Below are 23,175 nucleotides of genomic sequence, written 5' to 3'. Positions count from 1 at the left end.
GCCGCGCAGGGTGACCTTGCCGGTGTCGCCGGGCGGTGGCCGGTGTGGCGCCGCGGCAACCCCCGATACGGCATCCGGGGCGTTCTTTGGTACGCTGCCCAAGTGGCCGACGACGCCCCCATTCCCCTGTGCCGCAGCGCCGACCTGACCGATGGTGGGCTGGCGGTGTCATTCGACGTCATCTATGGCGGCCAGACTTGCCGGGCCTTTGCCATCCGCTGGCAAGGTCGGCCGCATGCCTACCTGAACCGTTGCACCCATGTCGCCATGGAAATGGACTACCAGGAGGGACGCTTCTTCGATGACACCGGCCGCTGGCTGCTGTGCGCCACCCATGGCGCGGCCTATGCGCCCGACACCGGCGCCTGTGCCGGCGGGCCCTGCCGCGGCGGGCTGGTGCGCATCGAGCTCAGCGAAATCGAGGGCGTGGTGCACTGGCATACTGCCTGGAACCTGCGCCCGTTCACCTTCTGAACCCGAGCCTGCATTGATCATCACGGCTCGACGGCCTTCCGCATCATGAGTCCTCCCGACCGCCTGGAACCCTCCGGCTTCGAGCCTTTCGAGCCCAAGCCCGCGCCCTTGAACGAATCCGCAGCCCCTGCACCCACTTCCGTGAAAAACGATCCGACCTCTGCGCCCGGTTGGGAACGCGCCACCTTGGAAAAACTCGCCTTCGCCTCGTTGAAGGAGCAGCGCGCCGCGCGCCGCTGGAAGACCTTCGTGCGCCTCGCCTGGCTGGTGTTCTTCATTGCGCTGGCCTGGATGGCCCTGAGCCGTGCGGCGCCCAGCACGGCCACCACGACCGCCCACACCGCCGTGGTGAGCATCCGCGGGGAGATCGCCGACGGCGCCGACGCCAGTGCCGAGTTCGTCATCGCCTCGCTCAAGAGCGCGCTCGAGGATCCGGGCTCCAAGGGTGTCGTGCTGTTGATCAACTCGCCCGGTGGTAGCCCGGTGCAGGCCGGCATCATCCACGATGAGATCAAGCGCCTGCGGGCCAAGCACGGCAAGCCGATCTACGCCGTGGTCGAAGAAAGCTGCGCTTCGGCCGCCTACTACATCGCCGCCGCCACCGACAAGATCTACGTGGACAAGGCCAGCCTCGTCGGCAGCATCGGCGTGCTGATGGACGGGTTCGGCTTCACCGGCACGATGGAGAAGCTGGGCGTCGAGCGCCGGCTGCTCACCGCTGGCGAGAACAAGGGGTTCCTCGACCCGTTCAGCCCCATGAGCGATGCCCAGCGCGCCCACGCCCAGCGCATGCTCGACCAGATCCATGCGCAGTTCATCGACGTGGTCAAGAAGGGCCGGGGCGACCGGCTCAAGCTCGACACGCCCGGCCTGTTCAGCGGTCTGTTCTGGACCGGCCAGGAGGCCGTGGACCTGGGCCTGGCCGACCAGCTTGGCAGCATCGACTACGTGGCGCGCGACGTGATCCAGGCCGAGGACGTGGTCGACTACACCCGCCGCGACAACGTGGCCGAGCGCCTGGCCAAGAAGTTCGGTGCGGCCTTTGCCGACGTGGCGGTGCACGCCACACTGCGCGCCGCGCCTTCGGTGCGCTGAGCCGGCAGCGGCGACACCCGTTCTTCAGCGGGCGGCGCCGCGTGCCGCGAGCGGCGCCGACATCGCCAGTGCCAGCGCGAACAGCACCACCACCGAGAGGGCGTGGGTCAGCGAACTGGCGCCGGCGATGAGGCCGATGACGGGTGGTCCCGCCATGAATCCCAGGTAGGCGGCCGCAGAGACGGCCGCGATGCCCCGCGCGGGCTCCACGCCCGGGACGCGGGCTGCGGCTGCAAAAAGCAGCGGCACCACGTTCGCGAACCCCAGTCCGACGCCTGCGAAGGCGGCCAGCGCCACCCAGGGCGAATGGGTGAGCAGGCCGACCGTCATGGAGGCGGCGGCCAGCAGGGCGCTTCCTGCCAGCAGCCGCGTCGACGGGACGCGGGCCCTCAAGGCATCGCCGCCAAAGCGCGCCGCGGCCATGGCCGCCGAGAAGCTGGCGTAGGCGAGGGCGGCCTGCTGCTGCGGGCTGCCGAGTTCCTGCTGCAGGTACAGCACGCTCCAGTCGTACATCGCGCCTTCGGCCACCAGGCCCAGGGCAGCCAGCAGGCCCAGGACGAGCAGCGGGCCGCCCGCATCGCGCAGGCCACCGCCTCCGTCCGCGCTTGCTGAGGCCGTGTGCGAGGCGGGGAGCATGCGCGTCGCTGCCACGCCGATGGCGAGCGCCATCGCCCCGGCGACGACCGCCAGGTGTGTGAAGGGCGGCCAGCCGGCCGCGAGCAGCGCGGCGCCACTGCTGGCGCCTGCCATGCCGCCCAGGCTGAACATGCCATGCATGCCGCTCATGCGCGGCACGCCTTCGGCCAGTTCGATGGCGGCGGCCTCGGTGTTGATCGCGACGTCGAACACGCTGGTGAGCAGGCCGAACACGGCCAGCAGCGCGAGCAGGGCGGCATAGCCCGGCATGGCCAGCAGCAGGGCGAGCAGCAGCGCATAGCAGCAGCCGGCTGCGCCGGCGATGCGGTTGGCACCGTGGCGGCCGATCCAGCGGCCGGCGCGTGCAAGGCCGAGCAGCGCCCCCGCACCAGCGGCCAGCATCGCGAGGCCCAGCACCGCCTCGTCGATGCCGTAGTGCGCCTTGACGGTGGGAATGTGCACGCCCCAGGTGGCGAAGATGAAGCCGGAGCAGAAGAACTGCGTGCGCGCCGCCCAGCGGGCGGCGGGCAGGCGGGCCACCGGGTGAATCAGCGGTGGCGCACTCATCGGCCGAACGCGAAGACTGCCGGCAGCTTGCCCAGGGCCCGCTCGGGCAGGGCTCGCCAGGCCTTCACGCTGCGGCTGCTGATCTGCGCCTGCGGCAGGGTGAGTCCCGAGGCCACGGCCAAGCGCGTGTTCGGCTGCAGCGTCTGCACCAGGGCCTGGAGCACGGCCTCGTTGCGGTAGGGCGTCTCGATGACGATCTGCGTCTGGCCGCGCTTGAGGGCCAGGCCCTCCAGGTCGCGGATGCGCTGGCGCCGGGCCTCGGCGTCCTGCGGCAGGTAGCCGGTGAAGGCGAAGTCCTGGCCGCCCAGCCCGCTCGCCGCCAAAGCCAGCAGCAGGGACACGGGCCCGACCAGCGGCACCACCGGCGCGCCCAGGTCGTGGGCTGCGCGCACAACGGACGAGCCGGGATCGGCCACGGCGGGCATGCCGGCCTCACTAAGCAGCCCGACGTCGTGCCCGGCCTGCAGATCGACCAGCAGGCCACGGGCGTCGAAGCCGCCGCCGTGGTCCCCCTTCTTGTGCACTTCGCGGGGCAGCTCCCGGATCGACATCTGCTGGATCGGCACGGTGAGCGGCGCCACGCTGTCGATGCGCTTGAGCAGGGCCCGGGCGCTCTTGGCGTTCTCGCAGACCCAGTGGCCGAGGCCGGCGGCCGCGCGCAGGGTGGCGGCGGGCAGGCTGTCCTCGACCGGCACCTGGGTCTCGCAGCCGAAGTCCAGGGGGGCGGGCACCAGATAGAGCGTGCCGGGGCGCGGATGCCCGTCGGGTGGAAGGGCGTGGGCTGGCGTGGAGGACTCGCTCACAGCAGTTCCACTCCCGCGGCACGCAGCATGCGGCAGGTGCGGATCAGCGGCAGGCCCACCAGGGCCGTCGGATCGTCGTTGTCGATGGCGTCGAGCAGCGCGATGCCCAGGCCCTCGCTCTTGGCGCTGCCGGCGCAGTCGTAGGGCTGTTCGGCACGCAGGTACCGTTCGATGGCGGCGTCGCTGAGCGTGCGGAAGGTGACGCGCACGGGCGCCAGGTCCTGCTGCACGAAGCCCGTGCGCTGGCAGACCACGGCCAGCGCGGTCTGGAAGACCAGGGTGCGGCCGCTCATCCGGCGCAGTTGGACGGTGGCGCGCTCGTGGTCGCCCGGCTTGCCCAGCGGCTCCCCGTCGAGGTCCGCGACCTGGTCGGAGCCAATCACGATCGCCTCGGGAAATCGCTCGGCCACCGCGCGGGCCTTGGCCAGCGCCAGGCGGGCGGCGAGCGCGGCGGGCGTCTCGCCGGGGTGGGGTGTTTCATCCACCTCGGGCGGCTGGACATCGAAGGGCAGGTGAAGCCGCGACAGCATTTCGCGGCGGTAGCGGGACGTGGACCCGAGGATGACGGTGCGTTGCATGCGCGGATTCTCTGCGAGCCTTCGGGGGCGGCGGGTCGGCCGCGATGCCGTGCGGCCAGAGGCGGGACGTAGACTGCGCCCCATGAAGACGGAATTCGATGCGGCCCGCCTGGACGTGAAGGCCTTTGCCCAGGCCGGCGCCACCCTGGCCGAAACCAGCCCGCTCGCGCAATGGGCGCGCCTGACCGAAGAGGCGGCGCAGGCCACCGGTGATGCAGGACCTGTGGAACTCGCCTGGAGCGCGCACGGTGAAATGCGCGGCAGCGCCGCCGGCCCTGGCGTGCCCTGGCTCCATGTCGAGGCCGAGGCGCAACTGTCGCTGGTATGCCAACGCTGCCTGGGCCCTGTGCAGACTGTGCTGTCGGTGGACCGGTGGTTCCGCTTCGTCGCCGACGAGGCCACTGCCGCGGCCGAGGACGAAGAAGCCGACGAGGACGTGCTGGCCCTGGCGGCCGACTTCGACCTGCGCGCATTGGTCGAGGACGAGCTGCTGATGGATATTCCCGTCGCCCCGCGCCATGAGGTCTGCCCCGAGCAGCCGCGCTTTTCCGCGGCGGACGAGGATTTCGACGCGGCCGGCAGCGACAAGCCCAATCCCTTCGCCGTGCTCGAAGGCCTGCGCAAGGCCAAGCCCGAATCGAAGGATTGACGGGTGCATCAGTCCGGCTCTGGCACAGATGGGATCGGCTGGGCTATACTCGCTGGCTTCGCGCGCATGCCGCAGGCCCTGTCAGACGATGCACGAACGCTTCGTGCATGTCCGGGCCGCCCCCGGTGCTCCGCTCCTTTCGGTCAGTCATTGCTGACTGAGTTGTGGCAGGGCACTCGCGGGTTGCAGCGCGGTTTGCCAGTCTGGTTCGACCGCTGGCGCCGCTGCCTCAGGGTCTCGCGCCTTTCCGCCACCCCAACAGATTCGCAGGAGCCAACCATGGCCGTTCAGCAAAACAAGAAGTCGCCTTCCAAGCGCGGCATGCACCGTTCGCACAATGCGCTGGGCGTGCCTGGCATCGCCGTCGAGCCCACCACGGGCGAAACCCATCTGCGCCACCACATCAGCCCCAACGGCTTCTACCGTGGTCGCAAGGTCCTGAAGACCAAGAACGAAGCCTGATTGCCCCTTCAAGGCCAAGGCCCGAGGCTACTGAACCCGTAGCGTCGGGCCTTTGTTTTGATGTCCAGCACTGATCTGCACGCTCCTGCTGCCACGGCGATCACCCTCGCGGTCGATTGCATGGGCGGCGACCATGGCCCCCGCGTCACGCTCGCGGCTTGCCGTCGTTTTCTCGACAACCATCCTGATGCCCGCCTCGTGCTGGTTGGCGTCGAATCGGCCGTGGCCGGCTTCAGTCACGAGCGGGCACGGCACGTTGTCGCCACCGAGGTGGTGGGCATGGACGATCCGGTCGAGGTGGCATTGCGCCGCAAGAAGGATTCGTCGATGCGCGTGGCCATCCAGCAGGTCAAGGACGGCGCTGCGCATGCGGCCGTCTCCGCCGGCAACACCGGCGCGCTGATGGCCATCGCCCGCTATGTGCTCAAGACGCTGGACGGCATCGATCGGCCTGCCATCGCCACGCAGCTGCCCAACATGAAGGGGGGCGCCACTACGGTGCTCGACTTGGGCGCCAACGTGGACTGCGATGCCGAGACGCTGCTGCAGTTCGCGGTGCTGGGCTCGGCGCTGGTGTCGTCGATGAGCGGCGACGATTCGCCCACGGTGGGCCTGCTCAACGTCGGCGAAGAGGTCATCAAGGGCAGCGAGGTCATCAAGCGCGCCAGCGTGCTGCTGCGCCAGGCGGCCGAGTCGCGCGACCTCAACTTCCACGGCAACGTGGAGGGCAACGACATCTTCAAGGGCACCACCGACATCGTGGTGTGCGACGGTTTCGTCGGCAACGTGGCGCTCAAGGCCACCGAGGGCGTGGCGTCGATGATCGTGGACTTTCTCAAGCAGGAGTACTCGCGCGGCCTGATGAGCAAGGTTGCGGCGCTGGTCTCCTACCCGGTGCTCAAGGCCCTCAAGAAGCGGCTGGACCACCGCCGCTACAACGGCGCAGCGCTGCTGGGTCTGCGCGGACTGGTGTTCAAGAGCCATGGGTCGGCCGACGAGCTGGCCTTCGGGCACGCTCTGGATCGCGCTTATGATGCCGCCCGCAACAACCTGCTCGACCGCGTCCGCGCTCGCATCGCCCATGCCGCCCCCTTGCTGGCGCGGCCCGAGGTGACGGCGCCCACCGACAACGCGGCACTCCAAGCCTCATGACGCTCTATTCCCGCATCACCGGCACCGGCAGCTACCTGCCGCCGCGCCGGGTCAGCAACGACGAACTGGCGCAGGAACTGGCTGGTCGCGGCATCGAGACCTCCAACGAATGGATCGTCGAGCGCACCGGCATCCATGCCCGCCACTTCGTGGCGGACGGTGTCAACAGCAGCGATCTGGCGCTGGAAGCCTGCCGCCACGCACTGGAGGCCGCCGGCCGCAATGCGGCCGAGGTGGACCTGATCATCGTGGCCACGTCCACGCCCGACATGGTATTCCCGTCGTCGGCCGCCATCCTCCAGCACAAGCTCGGCATCGCCGGCTGCCCCGCCTTCGACGTGCAGGCTGTGTGCAGCGGCTTCGTCTATGCGCTGACGGTGGCCGATGCCATGGTGCGCACCGGCGCGGCCAAATGCGCGCTGGTCGTCGGCGCCGAAGTGTTCTCGCGCATCCTCGACTTCAACGACCGCACCACCTGCGTGCTGTTCGGCGACGGCGCGGGCGCCGTGGTGCTGGAGGCCAGCGACACCCCCGGCATCCTGGCCAGCGACCTGCATGCCGACGGTTCGCACGTGGGCATCCTGTGCGTGCCTGGCCATGTGTCGGGCGGCCAGGTGCTGGGCACGCCGCTGCTGCACATGGACGGGCAGGCCGTCTTCAAGCTGGCCGTGCGGGTGCTCGAAGAGGCCGCGCGTGCCACGCTGGCCAAGGCCGGCAAGACCGAAGCCGACATCGACTGGCTGATCCCGCATCAGGCCAACATCCGCATCATGCAGGGCACGGCCAAGAAGCTGAAGCTGGGCCTCGACAAGGTGATCGTGACCGTGCACGAGCACGGCAACACCTCGGCCGCGTCGATCCCGCTGGCGCTGGATGCCGCGGTGCGTGGCGGGCAGGTGCGTACCGGAGACACGGTCATGCTCGAAGGCGTGGGCGGCGGCTTCACCTGGGGCGCCGTGCTGCTGAACCTGTAAGGCGCTTCCGTCACCGGGATCGCCGGGCGTCGCGTCCACCATAGGATGCGCGCCGATGGAGACTCAATCACCATGAAGAACTTCGCATTCGTCTTCCCGGGCCAGGGCTCGCAGTCCGTGGGCATGCTCGACGCCTGGGGCGGCCATCCGGCCGTGCGCGAGACCCTCGCCGAGGCGTCCGAGGCGCTGGGCCAGGACGTGGGCCTGTTGATCAAGGAAGGCCCGAAGGAAATCCTGGCCCTCACCACCAACACCCAGCCGGTGATGCTGGTGGCCGGCATCGCCGCTTGGCGCGCCTGGCTGGCCGAAGGCGGCGCTCAACCGTCGGTGGTGGCCGGTCACTCGCTCGGCGAGTATTCCGCGCTGGTCGCTGCCGGCGTGCTGACGCTGGCGCAGGCGGCGCCGCTGGTCCGCTTCCGTGCCCAGGCGATGCAGGAGGCCGTGCCGGTCGGTACGGGCGCCATGGCCGCCATCCTGGGGATGGCGGCCGAGCAGGTGAAGGCCGGCTGTGCCGAGGCCACGGCCGCCATGGGCGCCCCCGGTGAAGTGGTCGAAGCCGTCAATTTCAACGACCCGATGCAGACCGTGATCGCCGGCAGCAAGGCGGCCGTCGAGCGCGCCTGCGAACTGCTCAAGAGCCAGGGCGCCAAGCGCGCACTGCCGCTGCCGGTGTCGGCGCCCTTCCATTCCAGCCTGATGAAGCCGGCGGCCGAGGCCCTGGCGCGCCGCCTCGCGGAGGTCGAACTGAAGGCGCCGCAGATTCCCGTGCTCAACAACATCGACGTGGCGATCGAAACCGATCCGGCCCGAATCCGCGAGGCGCTGGTGCGCCAGGCGGCAGGTCCGGTGCGCTGGGTCGAGAGCGTGCAGGCGCTGCAGGCCCGGGGCGTCGAGGCCGTCGTCGAATCCGGTCCGGGCAAGGTGCTGTCGGGCATGGTCAAGCGCATCGCGCCCGGTTTGGCCAGCGGCTTCATCCAGGATCCGGCCTCGCTGGGCGAAGCGCGGCAGCTGGTCGCCTGACGCCGTCTCTCCCTTTTTCTGGAAACACGCATGAACACTCCCGCGATCCAGGGCCAGGTGGCCCTTGTCACCGGCGCCACGCGCGGCATCGGCGCAGCCACCGCGCTGGAACTCGCCCAGCGCGGCTACAAGGTCATCGGCACGGGCACGAGCGCCGACGGCGCCGCCAAGATCGGCGCAGCGCTGTCGCCCCACGGTGGTGAAGGCAAAGTGCTGAATGTCACCGACGGCCCGGCCGTGGAGGCCATGATCGACGCCATCGTGAAGGCCCACGGGGGCCTGCATGTGCTCGTCAACAACGCCGGCATCACCCGCGACATGCTCGCCATGCGGCTGAAGGACGAGGACTGGGATGCCGTCATCGACACCAACCTGAAGGCTGTCTTCCGCCTCTCGCGGGCGGTGATCCGGCCGATGATGAAGCAGCGCTATGGCCGCATCATCAGCATCACCAGCGTGGTGGGCGCCTCTGGTAATCCGGGGCAGGTCAACTACGCCGCTGCCAAAGCGGGCGTGGCCGGCATGACCCGTGCCTTGGCGCGCGAGCTGGGCAGCCGTGCAATCACGGTGAACTGCGTGGCGCCTGGCTTCATCGAGACCGACATGACCGCAAGCCTGCCCGAGGCGCAGCAGCAGGCGCTGCTGGCGCAGATCCCGCTGGGCCATCTGGGCAAGCCGGCCGATGTGGCCCACGCCGTGGCCTATCTGGCGTCGCCGCAGGCCGGCTACGTGACGGGCCAGGAACTGCACGTCAACGGCGGCATGTACATGTAATCCACCCGCCGCCGCGCAGCCGCCTGTCGGACGAATCTGCGCGAGGGGCTGGACAGTGGCTCTCCGAGCGGCCGTAGGCCCTTGCCGGGACTTCGCCCGGAACGGCCCGGCTAAAATCCTTGATTCTTTACCACCCTCAGAGGGAACCTAAATGAGCGATATCGAAGCACGTGTCAAGAAAATCATCGCCGAGCAGCTCGGCGTGGAAGAGTCGCAAGTGACCAACGAAAAGGCCTTCGTGGCCGACTTGGGCGCCGACTCGCTGGACACGGTCGAACTCGTGATGGCGCTGGAAGACGAATTCGGCATCGAGATCCCGGACGAAGACGCCGAGAAGATCACCACGGTGCAGAACGCCATCGACTACGCCGTCAAGAACCAGAAGGCCTGATCGGCCAAGCCCCAAGCCGTTTGCCCGCTGCGCTGCACGACCGGCGCTTTGCGAGGCTCCCTCCTCTCCCGTTTCGCGGGCCTTCGGCTTCATTTCCTCCCGGAACCGTCCTTTCATTGACGCTCCAGGCGCACGGCGCCCCAGGTCTGGGAGACCCACCATTGCAGAAAGGTTCGCCGGCATGACTCAACGCCGCGTCGTCGTCACCGGGCTCGGTTGCATCTCCCCCGTCGGAAACACTGTGGCCGAGAGCTGGGCCAATCTCGTGGCGGGCCAGTCGGGCATCAGCACCGTCACCAGCTTCGATGCCAGCAACCTGGCGTGCCGCTTCGCGGGCCAGGTCAAGGGTTTCGACATCACCCAATACATCTCCGAGAAGGAGGCGCGCCACATGGACCGCTTCATCCATCTCGGACTGGCCGCCTCGATCCAGGCGGTGCAGGACAGCGGTCTGCCCACCGGCGAGGCGCTGTCGCCCGAGCTGGCTGAGCGCATCGGCTGCAACATCGGCTCGGGCATCGGTGGCCTGCCGATGATCGAAGAGACGCATGCCGAGCTGACCAACCGCGGCCCGCGCCGCATCTCGCCCTTCTTCGTGCCGGCTTCGATCATCAACATGATCTCGGGCCACCTGTCGATCAAGTACGGCTTCACGGGCCCGAACATCGCGGTGGTCACAGCCTGTACCACCGGCCTGCATGCCATCGGCCTGTCGGCGCGCCTGATCCAGGCCGGCGATGCGGATGTGATGGTGGCCGGCGGCGCCGAGTCGACCGTCTCGCCTCTTGGCATCGGCGGTTTCGCCGCAGCACGGGCGCTTTCCACGCGCAACGACGATCCGGCCACAGCCTCCCGCCCGTGGGACAAGGACCGCGACGGCTTCGTGCTGGGCGAGGGCGCTGGGGTCGTGGTGCTCGAGGAATACGAGCATGCCAAGGCCCGTGGCGCCAAGATCTATGCCGAGCTCGTGGGCTTCGGCATGAGCGCCGACGCTTACCACATGACTGCGCCCAGCGTGGACGGTCCGCGCCGCAGCATGCAGGCCGCCCTGCGCAACGCCGGCATCAACGCCGACCAGGTCGATTACCTGAATGCGCATGGCACGTCCACGCCGCTGGGCGACCTGAACGAAACCAACGCCATCAAGCTGGCCTTCGGCGACCACGCCCGGAACATGGTGGTGAACTCCACCAAGTCCATGACGGGCCATCTGCTGGGCGGCGCCGGGGGCATCGAGTCGGTGTTCACGGTGCTGGCGGTGCACGAGCAGAAGAGCCCACCGACCATCAACATCTTCAACCAGGATCCGGAATGCGACCTGGACTACTGCGCCAACACGGCGCGGGACATGAAGATCGACGTGGCCGTGAAGAACAACTTCGGCTTCGGCGGCACCAACGGCACGCTGGTGTTCAAGCGGGTCTGACGCGTTCCCTTGGCGTTTATCCCGTCGCTTTTCGCCCCTCTGAATCTCCCATGCACCACGCCCCGGCGGTGAGTTTTCCGGTCGGGGCCTCCCGCCGCGCGGCAGCCCTGCATGGGGCCGTCGCGGGCATCGGAGGCCTCTGCGCCTTGGGTTGGGGCTTCCATTTCGCCGCCTTCGATGCGGCGACTGTCGCGATGATCCTGGCTGCAGCGGCGGGCGTGGCACTGGCGTGGGATGCGCGCCGGACCACTGGCCGGGGGGTGTTGCATTGGACCGGTGCCGAATGGTCGATGACCGACCTTCGCGGCCTGAACCCGCAGGCGGGCGGCGCGCTGGCCGTGGTCATGGACCTCGGCACGCTGATGCTGGTGCGGTGCGTGATGACCGACGGCCGCACCCACTGGATGTGGCTGGATCGGGACGCCGATCCCCTGCGGTGGCGGGCCCTGCGCCGGGCTGCTTTCGATGGTGTGCCCGCCGAAGGGCGCCGTTCCCAGGGGGCGCCGGCATGACGAGCGCTCCGCTGCCGCCACCGCCTGCCAATCCGGGCGAGGCTGATCTTCTGCTGGTCCAGCGCACCCTGGCCGGCGACGCCAAGGCCTTCGAACTCCTGGTGATCAAGTACCAGCGAAGGATCGAGCGCCTGATTGGCCGGATGGTGCGTGATGTGGATCTGATCGAAGACATCGCGCAGGAAACCTTCATCCGGGCCTATCGTGCGCTGCACCAGTTCCGCGGCGACGCGCAGTTCTACACCTGGCTGTACCGGATTGCTGTGAACACCGCCAAGAAGGCGCTGGTGGACATGAAACGCGACCCGACGGTGTCCGAAGCGGCGCTGCGCAGCAGTGACGACGACGATGAAACTTACCGCGGCGGAAACGAACCAATCAGCGACGAAACCCCTGAATCCGTGCTCGCGGCCAATGAAGTGGCTGCGGCGGTGAATGCCGCCATGGAGGCGCTGCCGGCCGAATTGCGCCAGGCCGTGACCTTGCGTGAGATCGAGGGGTTGAGCTACGAGGAAATCGCCGAAGCGATGAATTGCCCGATCGGTACCGTCCGTTCGCGCATCTTCCGGGCCCGCGAGGCGATTTCTGCGCGAGTGAAACCCCTGCTGGAGAACCAGTCGGGCAAACGTTGGTGATCAGGTGAACCCCATGAACGAGCTTAGGACCCAGACCCTTGAACGGGTATCGGCGCTGATGGACGGCGAGATGCCGGCGGATGAAATGGCGCAGGCCGTGCAGCAGGTGGCCGGCGACGGCGCACTGCGTGACTCCTGGCAGATGTACCACCTCGTGGGCGAGGCGCTTCGCACCGGACGGCACACCGCCTGCACCGATAGCGATGTCTTCCTCGACAAGCTGCGCCAGCGCATGGCCCAGGAGCCGCCGGTGCTGCGGCCCATCGAAGTGGTGCAGCCCCCGCTCGAATGGAGCCGTCGCGCGGAGGCGGCCAACGAACCGGTGTTCCGGTGGCGCCTCGTGGCCGGTGTGGCCTCGGTGGCCGTGGCGGCGGCGGTCGGCTGGAGCTTCGTGTCGGGTGGCGGCACCTCCGGAGGGGCCCAGATGGCGAGGCAGGATGCCGGTGCGCCGACGCTGGCGTCCGTCAGTCCGGCGCCCGCGCAGCAGCAGAGCCTCGTCCAGGTGGGCAACCGCCCCGAGGTGATGCTGCGCGACCCGCGGCTCGACGAGTTGCTCGAAGCCCACCAAGAAGCCGGCGGCGCCTCCCAGATGCCCTCGGGCTTCCTGCGCAACGCCACCTTCGAAGCCCCTTCCCGCTGACCGACCGGATCGCCATTCCACTGCCGATGCCCGTTTTTCCCGCCTCGCGCCGCCGACTGGTCGCGACCGTTCCTGCTGCCTTGCTGGTATTGGCTGCTGCGCCAGCAGGCGCGCAGGCGGCGCCGCCTCCGGGCAATGCCTCGCCTTCGACGACCACCTTGCCGCCTGTCCAGGCGCCGACCGGCTCGGGTGCGATCGACTGGCTGCGCCGCATGCACGAGGCGGCGCGCACCACCGAATACGTGGGCACCTTCGTGGTCTCGACCGGCGCCGGCGCGTTGTCGAGTGCGCGCATCTGGCACGCCTGCGACGGCCCGGTGTGCATCGAGCGTGTGGAGACGCTGTCGGGGCCGCAGCGGTCCACCTTCCGCCGCAACGAGCTGGTCCGTACCTTCCTGCCGGACCAGCGGCTGGTCAAGACCGAGCAGCGCGAGAACCTCGACGTCTTCCCCAATCTCCTGGGGGCGACCGAGGGCTCCATCACCGAGTTCTACGACGCCCGTCCGCTCGGTCGTGGCCGTGTCGCAGGCATCGAGGCCGATGTGGTCCAGATCGTCGCCCGCGATGCCATGCGCTTCGGCTACCGTGTGTGGTGCGAGCGACGCTCGGGCCTGGTGTTGAAGCTGCAGACTCTCGATGCGCGCGGCGCCGTGGTGGAGCAGTCGGCCTTCTCCGAACTCCAATTCGAGGAGCCGATGCCCGTTCCGGCGCTGGCCGAGATGATGGACAACACCCAGGGCTGGAAGACCGAGCGCTCCAGGCTCGAGTCCGTCAATGTCGACGCCGAAGGCTGGACGCTGTCGCAGCCCGTCCCCGGTTTCAAGCCGGTCAGCAGCTACCTGCGTCCCATCGGCGAGCCGCGCTTCTTCTTCGGTCCGCGCAAGCGCATCCTGCAGTGGACCTTCTCCGACGGGCTGGCCACGGTGTCGCTGTTCCTGGAGCCGTATGGCGACCAGCCGCGCCAGGAGGGGGCCCAGGCCCAGGGTGCCACCTACACCCTCTCGCGCAAGCTCCCCGATGCTGCGGGCGACTGGTGGCTCACTGCCGTGGGCGAGGTGCCGATGCGCACGCTGGACGCCTTTGCCCGCGCGCTCGCGCGCACCCGCTGAACCTTTCGCCGCCTGGGCCTTCTCAAGGGCATCTCCCGAGAGGGGCGGCCCAGCGGCTATCGTGGTGCCTGCTCCCTTGCTCTCCCTGTTGTTGAAAGAAGTCCGAGGATGACGAACAGAGACCGTTTCATGTCTTCTTCCGCCCTGGCTCGCCGCGTTCCGGCGCTGGCCTTCGCCGCCCTGTCCGGATTGACGCTGCTGGTGCCGATGCAGCCGGCCGTGGCCCAGGCGGCACAGGCCACCCGCACACTGCCCGACTTCACCGACCTGGTCGATCAGGTCGGTCCGTCGGTGGTCAACATCCGCACCGTGGAGCGGGTCACGCGCCGCGGTTCGGGGGAGATGGACGAGGAGATGCAGGAGTTCTTCCGCCGTTTCTTCGGCCAGCCGCTGCCCAATGCGCCACGGCAGAACCGGCCCCAGCAGCAGCCCCAGGAGGAAGAGCGACCCCGCGGCGTCGGCTCGGGCTTCATCCTCACCTCGGATGGCTATGTGATGACCAATGCGCACGTGGTCGAGGACGCCTCCGAAGTGATCGTCACGCTCACCGACAAGCGCGAGTTCAAGGCGCGCATCGTCGGCGCGGACAAGCGCACCGATGTGGCCGTGGTCAAGATCGATGCCGCGGGCCTGCCGGCGGTGAAGGTGGGCGACATCTCCCGCCTGCGCGTGGGCGAATGGGTGATGGCCATCGGCTCGCCCTTCGGTCTGGAGAACACCGTGACGGCGGGCATCGTCAGCGCCAAGCAGCGCGACACCGGCGAATACCTCCCCTTCATCCAGACCGACGTGGCCATCAACCCGGGCAATTCGGGCGGACCACTGATCAACATGCGCGGCGAGGTCGTGGGCATCAACAGCCAGATCTATTCGCGCTCCGGCGGCTTCATGGGCATTTCCTTCTCGATCCCGATCGACGAGGCGATCCGCGTCAGCGACCAGCTGCGTGCGACGGGCCGCGTGTCGCGCGGACGCATCGGCGTGCAGATCGACCAGGTAAGCAAGGATGTGGCGGAATCCATCGGCCTGCCCAAGGCGCAGGGCGCGCTGGTGCGCGGCGTGGAAAGCGGCTCGCCGGGCGACAAGGCCGGCATCGAGCCCGGCGACGTCATTCTGAAGTACGACGGCCGGGACATCGAGCGGCCGAGCGACCTGCCGCGCATGGTCGGCAACACCAAGCCGGGCACCAAGACGACGGTGACCGTGTTCCGCCGTGGTGGGACGCGCGACCTCTCGATCACGGTGGCCGAGCTGGAGGCCGACCAGCCGACGCGCCGGCCGGCCGCGGGCAAGGAAGAGCCCAAGCCTTCCGTCTCGGCGGCCGCGAAGTCGCTGGGGTTGGCGTTGGCCGAACTCACAGACGCCCAACGGCGCGAGCTCAAGCTGCGCGGCGGCGTCCGGGTCGAATCCGCCACCGACGCGGCGGCCCGTGCGGGTCTGCGCGAGGGCGACATCATCCTGTCGGTGGGCAATGTGGAAGTCGCCAGCCTCAAGGAATTCGATGCTGCGCTGGCCAAGATGGACAAGAGCAAAGCGGTCAGCGTGCTGTTCCGGCGCGGGGATTGGGCGCAGTACGCCTTGATCCGCCCCGCCCGCTGACTCCCGCGACCAGGGCGACGGCACCTCGGGGCAGCCGCTGGCCGGTTCGGAGTGGCCCCATCCATGACTTGGTTTTGGGGCCATTCGGGCGCCCCTGCTCGGCCTTGCCGAAGGGCTTCGGATAAAAATTTGCGAACAACCTCTGGAGGTCGATAGGGCAGATCGTTCTAGGCGGCTCCAAGGCGTTAACAACCATTTCGGTAGAATGCGCCCGCCTCAGTGCGGTTTTGCTTCATAAGCGGCCATCGCTTGTTCACGATGCGGGATTCAAGGTCGCGATGCACCGTCGGTCCACAGATCGCCCACAAGTTGTCCAGAAAACAACCCACACAGCCTGTGAATAAGGTGTTGATAAATTCCTGTTGCTGACCTGCAACGAGGCTTCCCCGGCGTCCGCCGGCCTGTACGCGCCCCCCGTTTTGCCTACAATGAAGTTCCAACTACTGCAGTTGCCATTGCTTGTTGGTTCAGGGCGCGTCTGCCAAGGACGCGCCCTTTTTTCTTGTGCGCTCCCGTTGCTGCGCTAGCAAATTCAAAGACTTAAGTCTGCTCGTTGATGAACCACATCAGAAACTTCTCGATCATTGCGCACATCGATCACGGCAAGTCCACGCTGGCGGACCGCCTGATCCAGCGGTGCGGCGGCCTGGCCGAGCGCGAGATGGAAGCGCAGGTGCTCGACTCCATGGACATCGAGAAGGAGCGTGGGATAACCATCAAGGCGCAGACCGCTGCGCTGCACTACAAGGCCAAGGATGGGCAGGTCTACAACCTCAACCTCATCGACACGCCGGGCCACGTCGACTTCTCGTACGAGGTCTCGCGTTCGCTGTCCGCCTGCGAAGGCGCGTTGCTCGTGGTCGATGCCTCGCAGGGTGTGGAAGCGCAGACGGTGGCCAACTGCTACACGGCGCTGGACCTCGGTGTCGAGGTGCTGCCGGTGCTCAACAAGATGGACCTTCCCCAGGCCGATCCAGGCCGCGCGAAGGAAGAGATCGAGGATGTGATCGGCATCGATGCCGGTGACGCCATCCCCTGCTCGGCCAAGACCGGCATGGGCGTGGACGAGATCCTGGAGGCCGTCGTCGCCCGGATCCCAGCGCCGCGTGGCAACCCGGATGGCGCGTTGCGCGCCATGATCATCGACAGCTGGTTCGACGCCTACGTGGGCGTGGTGATGCTGGTGCGCGTGGTCGATGGTCGCCTGGCCAAGGGCGAGCGCATCAAGCTGATGGCCACTGGCGCCACCTACAACGCCGACAACCTGGGTGTGTTCACGCCGGCCAACGAGCCGCGCAACAGCCTGGAGGCGGGCGAGGTGGGTTACATCATCGCCGGCATCAAGGAGCTGCAGGCGGCCAAGGTGGGCGACACGGTCACGCTGATCAAGCAGGGCTCCGGCGGCGCCGCCTTCACGGCGACCGAGCCGCTGCCGGGCTTCAAGGAGATCCAGCCGCAGGTCTTTGCCGGCCTCTACCCGACCGAAGCCAGCGAGTACGACCAGCTCCGCGACGCGCTGGAGAAGCTCAAGCTCAACGACGCTTCTCTGCATTTCGAGCCCGAGGTGTCGCAGGCGCTGGGCTTCGGCTTCCGCTGCGGCTTCCTGGGGCTGTTGCACATGGAGATCGTGCAGGAGCGCCTGGAGCGCGAGTTCGACCAGGACCTGATCACCACCGCGCCGAGCGTGGTGTACGAGGTGCTCAAGAGCGACGGCGAGGTCATCATGGTGGAGAACCCCTCCAAGATGCCCGACATCGGCCGCATGGCCGAGATCCGCGAGCCCATCGTGACGGTGCACCTGTACATGCCGCAGGAATACGTGGGCCCGGTGATGACGCTGGCCAACCAGAAGCGCGGCGTGCAGATCAACATGGCCTACCACGGCCGCCAGGTCATGCTCACCTACGAGATGCCGCTGGGCGAGATCGTGCTGGACTTCTTCGACAAGCTGAAGTCGGTGAGCCGCGGCTATGCCTCCATGGACTACGAGTTCAAGGAGTACCGCGCCTCGGACGTGGTCAAGGTCGACATCCTGCTCAATGGCGACAAGGTGGATGCACTGTCCATCATCGTGCACCGCAGCCAGTCGCAATACCGCGGCCGCGCGGTGGTGGCCAAGATGCGCGAGATCATCAGCCGCCAGATGTTCGACGTGGCCATCCAGGCCGCCATCGGTGCCAACATCATCGCCCGCGAGACCGTCAAGGCGATGCGCAAGAACGTGCTGGCAAAATGTTACGGCGGTGATATCACCCGTAAGCGCAAGCTGCTCGAGAAGCAGAAGGCCGGCAAGAAGCGCATGAAGCAGATCGGCTCGGTCGAGGTGCCGCAGGAAGCCTTCCTCGCCATCCTGCAGGTCGAGGACTGAGCCCGACCGACGGTCCGCCGCCACTCAGCTTCCCCCAGAACAATTCCAAGCGATGCCCATCCTCACCTCCCTGATCCTCGCCGCGTTCGCCGGCTACATCGGCGCCTGGTACGTCGGCGCGGTGGAGGGCAACTTCGCCCTGCTGCTGTTCCTGGCGACGGTCGTCACGGGCCTGTACTGGCTCGCCGAGCGGCTGGTCTTCCTGCCGCGCCGGCGCCAGGCTGCGCAGGCCTTCGAGGCCACGCAGGCCCAGCGCCGCGAGGAACTCAAGCGCCAGGGCATCGACCGGCTGGACACCGACGACGGCGGCAAGACGCGCGAGCGGTTGCTGGCCCAGCCCTGGTGGCTCGACTGGACGGCGGGCCTCTTCCCCGTGATCCTGGTCGTCTTCCTGCTGCGCTCCTTTGTGGCCGAGCCCTTCAAGATCCCGTCTGGCTCGATGATGCCGACGCTGCTGACCGGCGACCTCATCCTGGTCAACAAGTTCACCTACGGCCTGCGCCTGCCGGTGCTGGGCACCAAGATCACCGAAGGCACGCCGCTGGCACGGGGCGACGTGGTCGTGTTCCGCTATCCGCCGCAGCCGTCGATGGACTACATCAAGCGGGTCGTCGGCGTGCCGGGCGACGAGGTGTCCTACCAGAACAAGCGGCTGACCATCAACGGCCAGCCCGTGAGCAAGGACGCGCTGCCCGACTACTTCGACGAAGACACCATGCGCTACTCGAAGCAGTACTCCGAGAAGCTGGGCGCCGTCGAGCACCGGATCCTCAACGACGACAGCCGCCGTGCGGGCCTGTCGGACGCCGAGATCATGGACTTCCCCAGTCGTGAAAATTGTCGTTACAGTGTTGAAGGGTTTGTTTGCAAGGTGCCGGCCGGTCATTACTTCATGATGGGCGACAACCGCGACAACTCCCTCGATTCGCGCTATTGGGGTTTCGTGCCGGACCAGAACGTCGTGGGCCGTGCCTTCTTCGTCTGGATGAACTTCGGCAACCTCAAGCGGATCGGGCCATTCCACTGATCAGGCGCCGCAGCGTGGCGGCGGGCAACGAGGGCGGGTCATCCCGGCGAAGGAGTGAAGTTCATGAGGGCAGGCGAAGGCAGAACCCGTCAACGGGGCATTTCGTTCATCGGGCTGTTGTTCGTCGTGGTCGTGCTGGGCTGCGTCGGCGTGGTCGCCGCCCAACTGGTGCCCACGCTGATCGAGTACCAGGCCATCATGAAGGCGGCGGAGCGCGCCAAGGCCGGCACCACCGTGCCCGAGGTCCGCTCGCTGTTCGACCGGGGCCAGGCCATCGACGACTTCACCGCCATCTCGGGCAAGGACCTGGAGGTGCAGAAGGTGGGCGACAAGGTGGTGGTCTCCTTTGCCTACGAGAAGCAGATCCATCTGGTCGGACCGGCGTGGCTGCTGATGAAATACTCCGGCCGCACCGACTGAGAGCCACTTCGGGTTCCAGCAGGCTGCGGCACCACAACGACAGGGAAGTCTTCACGTGAATCCGAGCAGCCTGGCGGCGCTCCAGGCGCGCCTGGGGCATGCCTTCTCCGACGAGCGCCTGCTGCAGCGGGCCCTCACGCACCGCAGCTATTCGGCCGAGCACAACGAGCGCCTGGAATTCCTGGGCGATTCGGTGCTGGGCCTGGCCATCTCGCATCTGCTCTACACCCGGCTGGCCCGCCAGGCCGAGGGTGACCTGTCGCGTGTGCGCGCCAACCTCGTGAAGCAGGACACGCTGCATGGCATCGCGCAGCACCTGCAACTGCCCGGCCTGCTGCGGCTGGGCGAGGGCGAGGCCCGCTCGGGCGGCGCGGCCCGGCCGTCGATCCTGGCCGACGCGGTCGAGGCGCTGATCGGCGCCGTCTACCTGGACGCCGGCTTCGGCCCGGCGCAGGCGCTGGTCCAGCGCCTGTATGCGGGCGTCGACATCGACCCGCAGATGAGCGCCGCCTCCAAGGACCCCAAGACCGAACTGCAGGAATGGCTGCAGGGCCACAAAATGAAACTGCCGGCCTATCGCGTCGTCGGTACCCTGGGCGCCGCGCACAAGCAGACCTTCGAGGTCGAGTGCGAGGTGCCGGAACTGGGCCTGGTCGAGCGCGGCAGCGGCGGCTCCCGACGGGCCGGCGAGCAGGCGGCGGCCGCCACCATGCTGCAGCGCCTGAAGACCCGCGGCCGCTGAACCTCCTTCTTGCTGTCATGAACGACCACAACGACCTTCCCGACCTTCCGTCCGAACCCGACCACGATCCCGTGCCCGACCACATGCCGCCCATGCCGGCGATGCCCGCCGGCGTGCAGGCCCAGCCCATCCCGGGCCAGCGTTGCGGATTGGTGGCCATCGTCGGCAAGCCCAACGTCGGCAAGTCCACGCTGATGAATGCGCTGGTGGGCCAGAAGATCAGCATCACCTCGCGCAAGGCCCAGACCACGCGCCACCGCATCACCGGCATCCGTACGGTGGCCGACGCCGAGGGCCCGGGCGGCACGCAGTTCGTGTTCGTCGACACGCCGGGCTTCCAGACGCGTCACGCCAATGCGCTCAACCGCTCGCTCAACAAGACGGTGCTTGGCGCGGTGGCCGACGTGGACCTGATCCTGTTCGTGGTCGAGGCCGGCCGCTTCACGTCGGCGGATGCCAAGGTGCTGGGCCTGCTCGACCGCAACATCCCTGTGCTGCTGATCGCCAACAAGCTCGACACCGTGCTGCGCCGCGCCGACCTGGCCCCGTGGCTGCAGCAGATGCAGCGCGAGCACGGCGGCGAGGCGCAGGACCGCTTCGCCGAGTTCGTGCCCATGTCGGCCAAGAACGCCAAGGACATCGAGCGCCTGTTCGCCATCTGCGCCAAGTACCTGCCCGAGCAGAACTGGTGGTACGACGCGGAGGAACTGACCGACCGCAGCGAGAAATTTCTGGCCGGGGAGACGGTGCGCGAAAAGCTCTTCCGCCTGACCGGCGACGAGCTGCCCTACACCTCCACCGTGGTCGTCGACAAGTTCGAGGAAGAGCCGCCGCAGAAGAAGGGCCACAAGCGCCTGGTCAAGATTGCCGCCACCATCGTGGTCGAACGCGACGGCCACAAGGCCATGGTGATCGGCGACAAGGGCGAGCGCATCAAGCGCATCGGCATGGAGACGCGCCAGGAACTGGAGAAGCTGATGGACGCCAAGGTGTTCATCGAGCTGTGGGTGAAGGTGCGCTCCGGCTGGGCCGACGACGAAGCCCGTGTGAAAAGCTTCGGCTACGAGTGACGTGGCGACCAGCCGCCGGGTCGCGCATGAACCCGCCTTCGTGCTGCATCGCTACGACTGGAGCGAGTCCAGCCTGATCCTGGAGGTGTTCACGCGCCATCACGGGCGCATCGCGCTGGTGGCCAAGGGAGCCAAGCGGCCGAGTTCCAACTTCCGGCCGGTGCTGCTGCCGCTGCAGCCGCTGCAGCTTGCCTTCGGCGGCGATGCCGAGGTGCGCACGCTCAAGTCCGCCGAATGGATGGGCGGGCACGTCATGCCCACCGGCGATGCGCTGATGTCGGGCTACTACCTCAACGAGCTTCTGCTGCGCCTGCTGGCGCGCGAGGATGCGCACCCGGCGCTGTTCGACGCCTATGCGGCCGTGGTCCAGGTGCTGGGCACGCCGCACGATCCGGCCTCGCAGCAGGCGGTACAGGCCTCGGCCCTGCGAGCCTTCGAGCTGCTGCTGCTGCGCGAGATCGGCTTCCTGCCCGACCTCGATGTCCAGACCCTCACCCTGAGTCCGCTCACGCCGGGCGGCCGCTATCTGCTGGTGCCCGAGGCCGGGCTGCGCGAGGCCGACGAGGACGAGCCCGCCGCGCTCGCCGCCGAAGGCTGGCAATCGCTGCAGCGGGCACTGGCCGATCCGGCCCCCTTCACCCGCACGCTGCGTGCCGTGGCCGAGCTGTCGGCCGGCGCCAGCGGGGCGTTACGCGGCCAGCTGCGTCAACTGCTCCACTACCATTGCGGCGTCGCCCAGCTGCGCACCCGGCAGATGATGCGCGACCTGCAGGATCTGTGAAGCGCGCCCGGCCCAGGGTCGACGCACCCGCTTCGCAGGCCAAGCCGAAGGTCCATCCGTGAACACCGCCACTTCCTCCCGCACGGCACTGTCCGTCAACGTCAACAAGGTCGCGCTGCTGCGCAACACCCGCCACCTGGGCATTCCCAGCGTCACCCGCGCCGCCACACTGTGCCTGCAGGCCGGCGCGCACGGCATCACCGTGCATCCGCGGCCGGACGCCCGCCACATCCGCGCCGACGACGTGCACGAACTGCACGCGCTGCTGAAGCAGGACTGGCCAGGCGTGGAGTTCAACATCGAAGGCAACCCCTTCCACAACCTGATGGATTTCGTGCGCGAGCTGCGCCCGCACCAGGCCACCTTCGTGCCCGACAGCGAGGACCAGTTCACCAGCGACCACGGCTGGACCTTCCCGCAGGACGCCGAGCGCCTGCGCCCGCTGATCGCCGAGGCGAAAGCCCTCGGCGTGCGCGTGAGCCTGTTCATGGACCCGGTGCCCGAGATGATGGCTGCGGCCCGCGCCGTGGGAGCCGACCGTATCGAGCTCTACACCGAAGGCTATGCGGCCTCCCGCGGCCGGCCCGATGCCGACGCGGTGCTCGCCCGCTACGCCGCCGCCGCGCAGGCTGCGCAGGCCGCTGGCCTCGAGGTGAATGCCGGCCACGACCTGAGCCAGGACAACCTCGCCGACTTCCTGCGCGCCGTGCCGCAGGTCAAGGAGGTGTCCATCGGCCATGCCTTCGTCGCCGACGCGCTCGAAGCCGGTTACGACGCCACCACGCGCGCCTACCTGCGCTGCATCGACGCGGCTGCCTCGTGATCCACGGCATCGGCACCGACCTGTGCGACATCCGTCGCATCGAAGCCACCGTCGGCCGGCAGGGCGACCGTTTCGCCGAGCGCGTGCTGGGCGATGCCGAGCTCGCGATCTGGCGCCAGCGCAGCAGCCGCTGGCCGGCGCGCGGCATGCGTTACCTGGCCACCCGCTTCTCGGCCAAGGAAGCGTTCAGCAAGGCCATCGGGCTGGGCATGCGCATGCCCATGAGCTGGCGGCTGTGCGAAATCCTCAATGACCGCAGCGGCAAGCCGTACATCGCGCTGCATGACCCGCTCAAGAGCTGGTTCGAGGCCCAGGGCCTGAGCGCGCATGTGACCGTCACCGACGAGGCCGACTATGCGGCCAGCTTCGTGGTGGTCGAGAAGCGCGACTGAGCAGGCGTTGCGCGCTCCCGTGATCGGCGCCCGCCCGGCAGTCTGAAAGCGCCTGC

The 23,175-nt window shown here is 68.1% G+C and carries 26 protein-coding genes; 23 read left to right on the top strand and 3 right to left on the bottom strand.

Annotation, left to right across the window (positions count from 1 at the left end):
• Positions 1–102 precede the first annotated feature (102 nt).
• The gene (locus tag DFR41_RS10120) at positions 103–474 is read left to right on the top strand and encodes a Rieske (2Fe-2S) protein (protein WP_017760026.1); all 372 of its coding nucleotides are present in this window, start codon (positions 103–105) and stop codon (positions 472–474) included.
• A 45-nt stretch (positions 475–519) separates the two neighbouring features.
• Positions 520–1,569 carry a S49 family peptidase gene (locus tag DFR41_RS10115; RefSeq protein ID WP_017760025.1) on the top strand — a complete coding sequence of 350 codons (1,050 nt, stop codon included), beginning with the start codon at positions 520–522 and terminating at the stop codon, positions 1,567–1,569.
• A gap of 24 nt (positions 1,570–1,593) precedes the next feature.
• Here DFR41_RS10115 and DFR41_RS10110 read toward each other — a convergent pair whose 3' ends face one another.
• From DFR41_RS10110 to DFR41_RS10100, 3 genes are read right to left on the bottom strand one after another with little or no spacing between them, the layout of a single operon-like run.
• Positions 1,594–2,772, bottom strand: coding sequence for an MFS transporter (locus DFR41_RS10110; RefSeq protein WP_114802594.1), 1,179 nt, complete (start codon positions 2,770–2,772; stop codon positions 1,594–1,596).
• A complete protein-coding gene (locus DFR41_RS10105; protein WP_114802593.1) occupies positions 2,769–3,575 on the bottom strand; it encodes an SAM-dependent methyltransferase in 807 nt (268 codons plus the stop codon). The genes DFR41_RS10110 and DFR41_RS10105 overlap by 4 nt, the downstream gene beginning before the upstream one ends.
• A complete protein-coding gene (locus tag DFR41_RS10100) occupies positions 3,572–4,153 on the bottom strand; it encodes a Maf family nucleotide pyrophosphatase (RefSeq protein ID WP_017760022.1) in 582 nt (193 codons plus the stop codon). The genes DFR41_RS10105 and DFR41_RS10100 overlap by 4 nt, the downstream gene beginning before the upstream one ends.
• A gap of 82 nt (positions 4,154–4,235) precedes the next feature.
• Here DFR41_RS10100 and DFR41_RS10095 point away from each other — a divergent pair, with 82 nt between their 5' ends.
• The 21 genes from DFR41_RS10095 (at position 4,236) to acpS (ending at position 23,119) form a co-directional block, all read left to right on the top strand.
• Entirely contained in the window at positions 4,236–4,802 is a 567-nt protein-coding gene (locus DFR41_RS10095; protein ID WP_017760021.1) for a YceD family protein, read from the top strand.
• 279 nt (positions 4,803–5,081) lie between these two features.
• The gene (gene rpmF, locus DFR41_RS10090; RefSeq protein WP_017760020.1) at positions 5,082–5,264 is read left to right on the top strand and encodes a 50S ribosomal protein L32; all 183 of its coding nucleotides are present in this window, start codon (positions 5,082–5,084) and stop codon (positions 5,262–5,264) included.
• A gap of 60 nt (positions 5,265–5,324) precedes the next feature.
• On the top strand, positions 5,325–6,416 hold the full coding sequence (gene plsX / locus DFR41_RS10085) for a phosphate acyltransferase PlsX (protein WP_081682403.1): 1,092 nt from the start codon (positions 5,325–5,327) through the stop codon (positions 6,414–6,416).
• Entirely contained in the window at positions 6,413–7,390 is a 978-nt protein-coding gene (locus DFR41_RS10080) for a beta-ketoacyl-ACP synthase III (protein WP_017760018.1), read from the top strand. Before plsX ends, DFR41_RS10080 begins: the two co-directional genes overlap by 4 nt.
• 72 nt (positions 7,391–7,462) lie before the next feature.
• Positions 7,463–8,410, top strand: coding sequence for an ACP S-malonyltransferase (gene fabD / locus DFR41_RS10075; RefSeq protein WP_017760017.1), 948 nt, complete (start codon positions 7,463–7,465; stop codon positions 8,408–8,410).
• Between the two features lie 30 nt (positions 8,411–8,440).
• Positions 8,441–9,184, top strand: coding sequence for a 3-oxoacyl-ACP reductase FabG (gene fabG / locus DFR41_RS10070; protein WP_017760016.1), 744 nt, complete (start codon positions 8,441–8,443; stop codon positions 9,182–9,184).
• Positions 9,185–9,335: 151 nt separating this feature from the next.
• Positions 9,336–9,575 carry an acyl carrier protein gene (gene acpP, locus DFR41_RS10065; RefSeq protein WP_017758944.1) on the top strand — a complete coding sequence of 80 codons (240 nt, stop codon included), beginning with the start codon at positions 9,336–9,338 and terminating at the stop codon, positions 9,573–9,575.
• A 181-nt stretch (positions 9,576–9,756) separates the two neighbouring features.
• Complete coding sequence (gene fabF / locus DFR41_RS10060) at positions 9,757–11,001, top strand: beta-ketoacyl-ACP synthase II (RefSeq protein WP_114802592.1); 1,245 nt, start codon at positions 9,757–9,759, stop codon at positions 10,999–11,001.
• A 50-nt stretch (positions 11,002–11,051) separates the two neighbouring features.
• Complete coding sequence (locus DFR41_RS10055) at positions 11,052–11,513, top strand: hypothetical protein (RefSeq protein ID WP_017758942.1); 462 nt, start codon at positions 11,052–11,054, stop codon at positions 11,511–11,513.
• Positions 11,510–12,148, top strand: a complete 639-nt coding sequence (gene rpoE / locus DFR41_RS10050; protein ID WP_017758941.1) for an RNA polymerase sigma factor RpoE — start codon at positions 11,510–11,512, stop codon at positions 12,146–12,148. Before DFR41_RS10055 ends, rpoE begins: the two co-directional genes overlap by 4 nt.
• 13 nt (positions 12,149–12,161) lie before the next feature.
• Positions 12,162–12,788 (top strand): sigma-E factor negative regulatory protein, encoded by a 627-nt coding sequence (locus DFR41_RS10045; RefSeq protein ID WP_043117131.1) that lies wholly within the window; start codon positions 12,162–12,164, stop codon positions 12,786–12,788.
• Between the two features lie 158 nt (positions 12,789–12,946).
• On the top strand, positions 12,947–13,897 hold the full coding sequence (locus tag DFR41_RS10040) for a MucB/RseB C-terminal domain-containing protein (protein WP_017758939.1): 951 nt from the start codon (positions 12,947–12,949) through the stop codon (positions 13,895–13,897).
• A gap of 129 nt (positions 13,898–14,026) precedes the next feature.
• Entirely contained in the window at positions 14,027–15,496 is a 1,470-nt protein-coding gene (locus DFR41_RS10035; protein WP_017758938.1) for a DegQ family serine endoprotease, read from the top strand.
• A 556-nt stretch (positions 15,497–16,052) separates the two neighbouring features.
• Positions 16,053–17,864 (top strand): translation elongation factor 4, encoded by a 1,812-nt coding sequence (gene lepA, locus DFR41_RS10030; protein ID WP_017758937.1) that lies wholly within the window; start codon positions 16,053–16,055, stop codon positions 17,862–17,864.
• Positions 17,865–17,916: 52 nt separating this feature from the next.
• Positions 17,917–18,891: a signal peptidase I gene (gene lepB / locus DFR41_RS10025; protein WP_017758936.1), complete on the top strand. Its 975-nt coding sequence runs from the start codon at positions 17,917–17,919 to the stop codon at positions 18,889–18,891.
• A gap of 63 nt (positions 18,892–18,954) precedes the next feature.
• Entirely contained in the window at positions 18,955–19,311 is a 357-nt protein-coding gene (locus DFR41_RS10020) for a DUF4845 domain-containing protein (protein ID WP_017758935.1), read from the top strand.
• Between the two features lie 55 nt (positions 19,312–19,366).
• Positions 19,367–20,053, top strand: coding sequence for a ribonuclease III (rnc, locus tag DFR41_RS10015; RefSeq protein ID WP_017758934.1), 687 nt, complete (start codon positions 19,367–19,369; stop codon positions 20,051–20,053).
• Between the two features lie 83 nt (positions 20,054–20,136).
• The gene (gene era / locus DFR41_RS10010; RefSeq protein WP_114802856.1) at positions 20,137–21,123 is read left to right on the top strand and encodes a GTPase Era; all 987 of its coding nucleotides are present in this window, start codon (positions 20,137–20,139) and stop codon (positions 21,121–21,123) included.
• Position 21,124: 1 nt separating this feature from the next.
• Positions 21,125–21,904 (top strand): DNA repair protein RecO, encoded by a 780-nt coding sequence (gene recO / locus DFR41_RS10005; RefSeq protein WP_017758932.1) that lies wholly within the window; start codon positions 21,125–21,127, stop codon positions 21,902–21,904.
• A 58-nt stretch (positions 21,905–21,962) separates the two neighbouring features.
• Positions 21,963–22,727: a pyridoxine 5'-phosphate synthase gene (locus DFR41_RS10000; protein WP_017758931.1), complete on the top strand. Its 765-nt coding sequence runs from the start codon at positions 21,963–21,965 to the stop codon at positions 22,725–22,727.
• On the top strand, positions 22,724–23,119 hold the full coding sequence (acpS, locus tag DFR41_RS09995) for a holo-ACP synthase (RefSeq protein ID WP_017758930.1): 396 nt from the start codon (positions 22,724–22,726) through the stop codon (positions 23,117–23,119). Before DFR41_RS10000 ends, acpS begins: the two co-directional genes overlap by 4 nt.
• Positions 23,120–23,175: the final 56 nt, after the last annotated feature.

This window comes from Pseudacidovorax intermedius (assembly GCF_003350475.1).
Taxonomy (GTDB): domain Bacteria; phylum Pseudomonadota; class Gammaproteobacteria; order Burkholderiales; family Burkholderiaceae_C; genus Xenophilus; species Xenophilus intermedius.
This window is presented reverse-complemented; position numbering and strand designations above follow the sequence as displayed.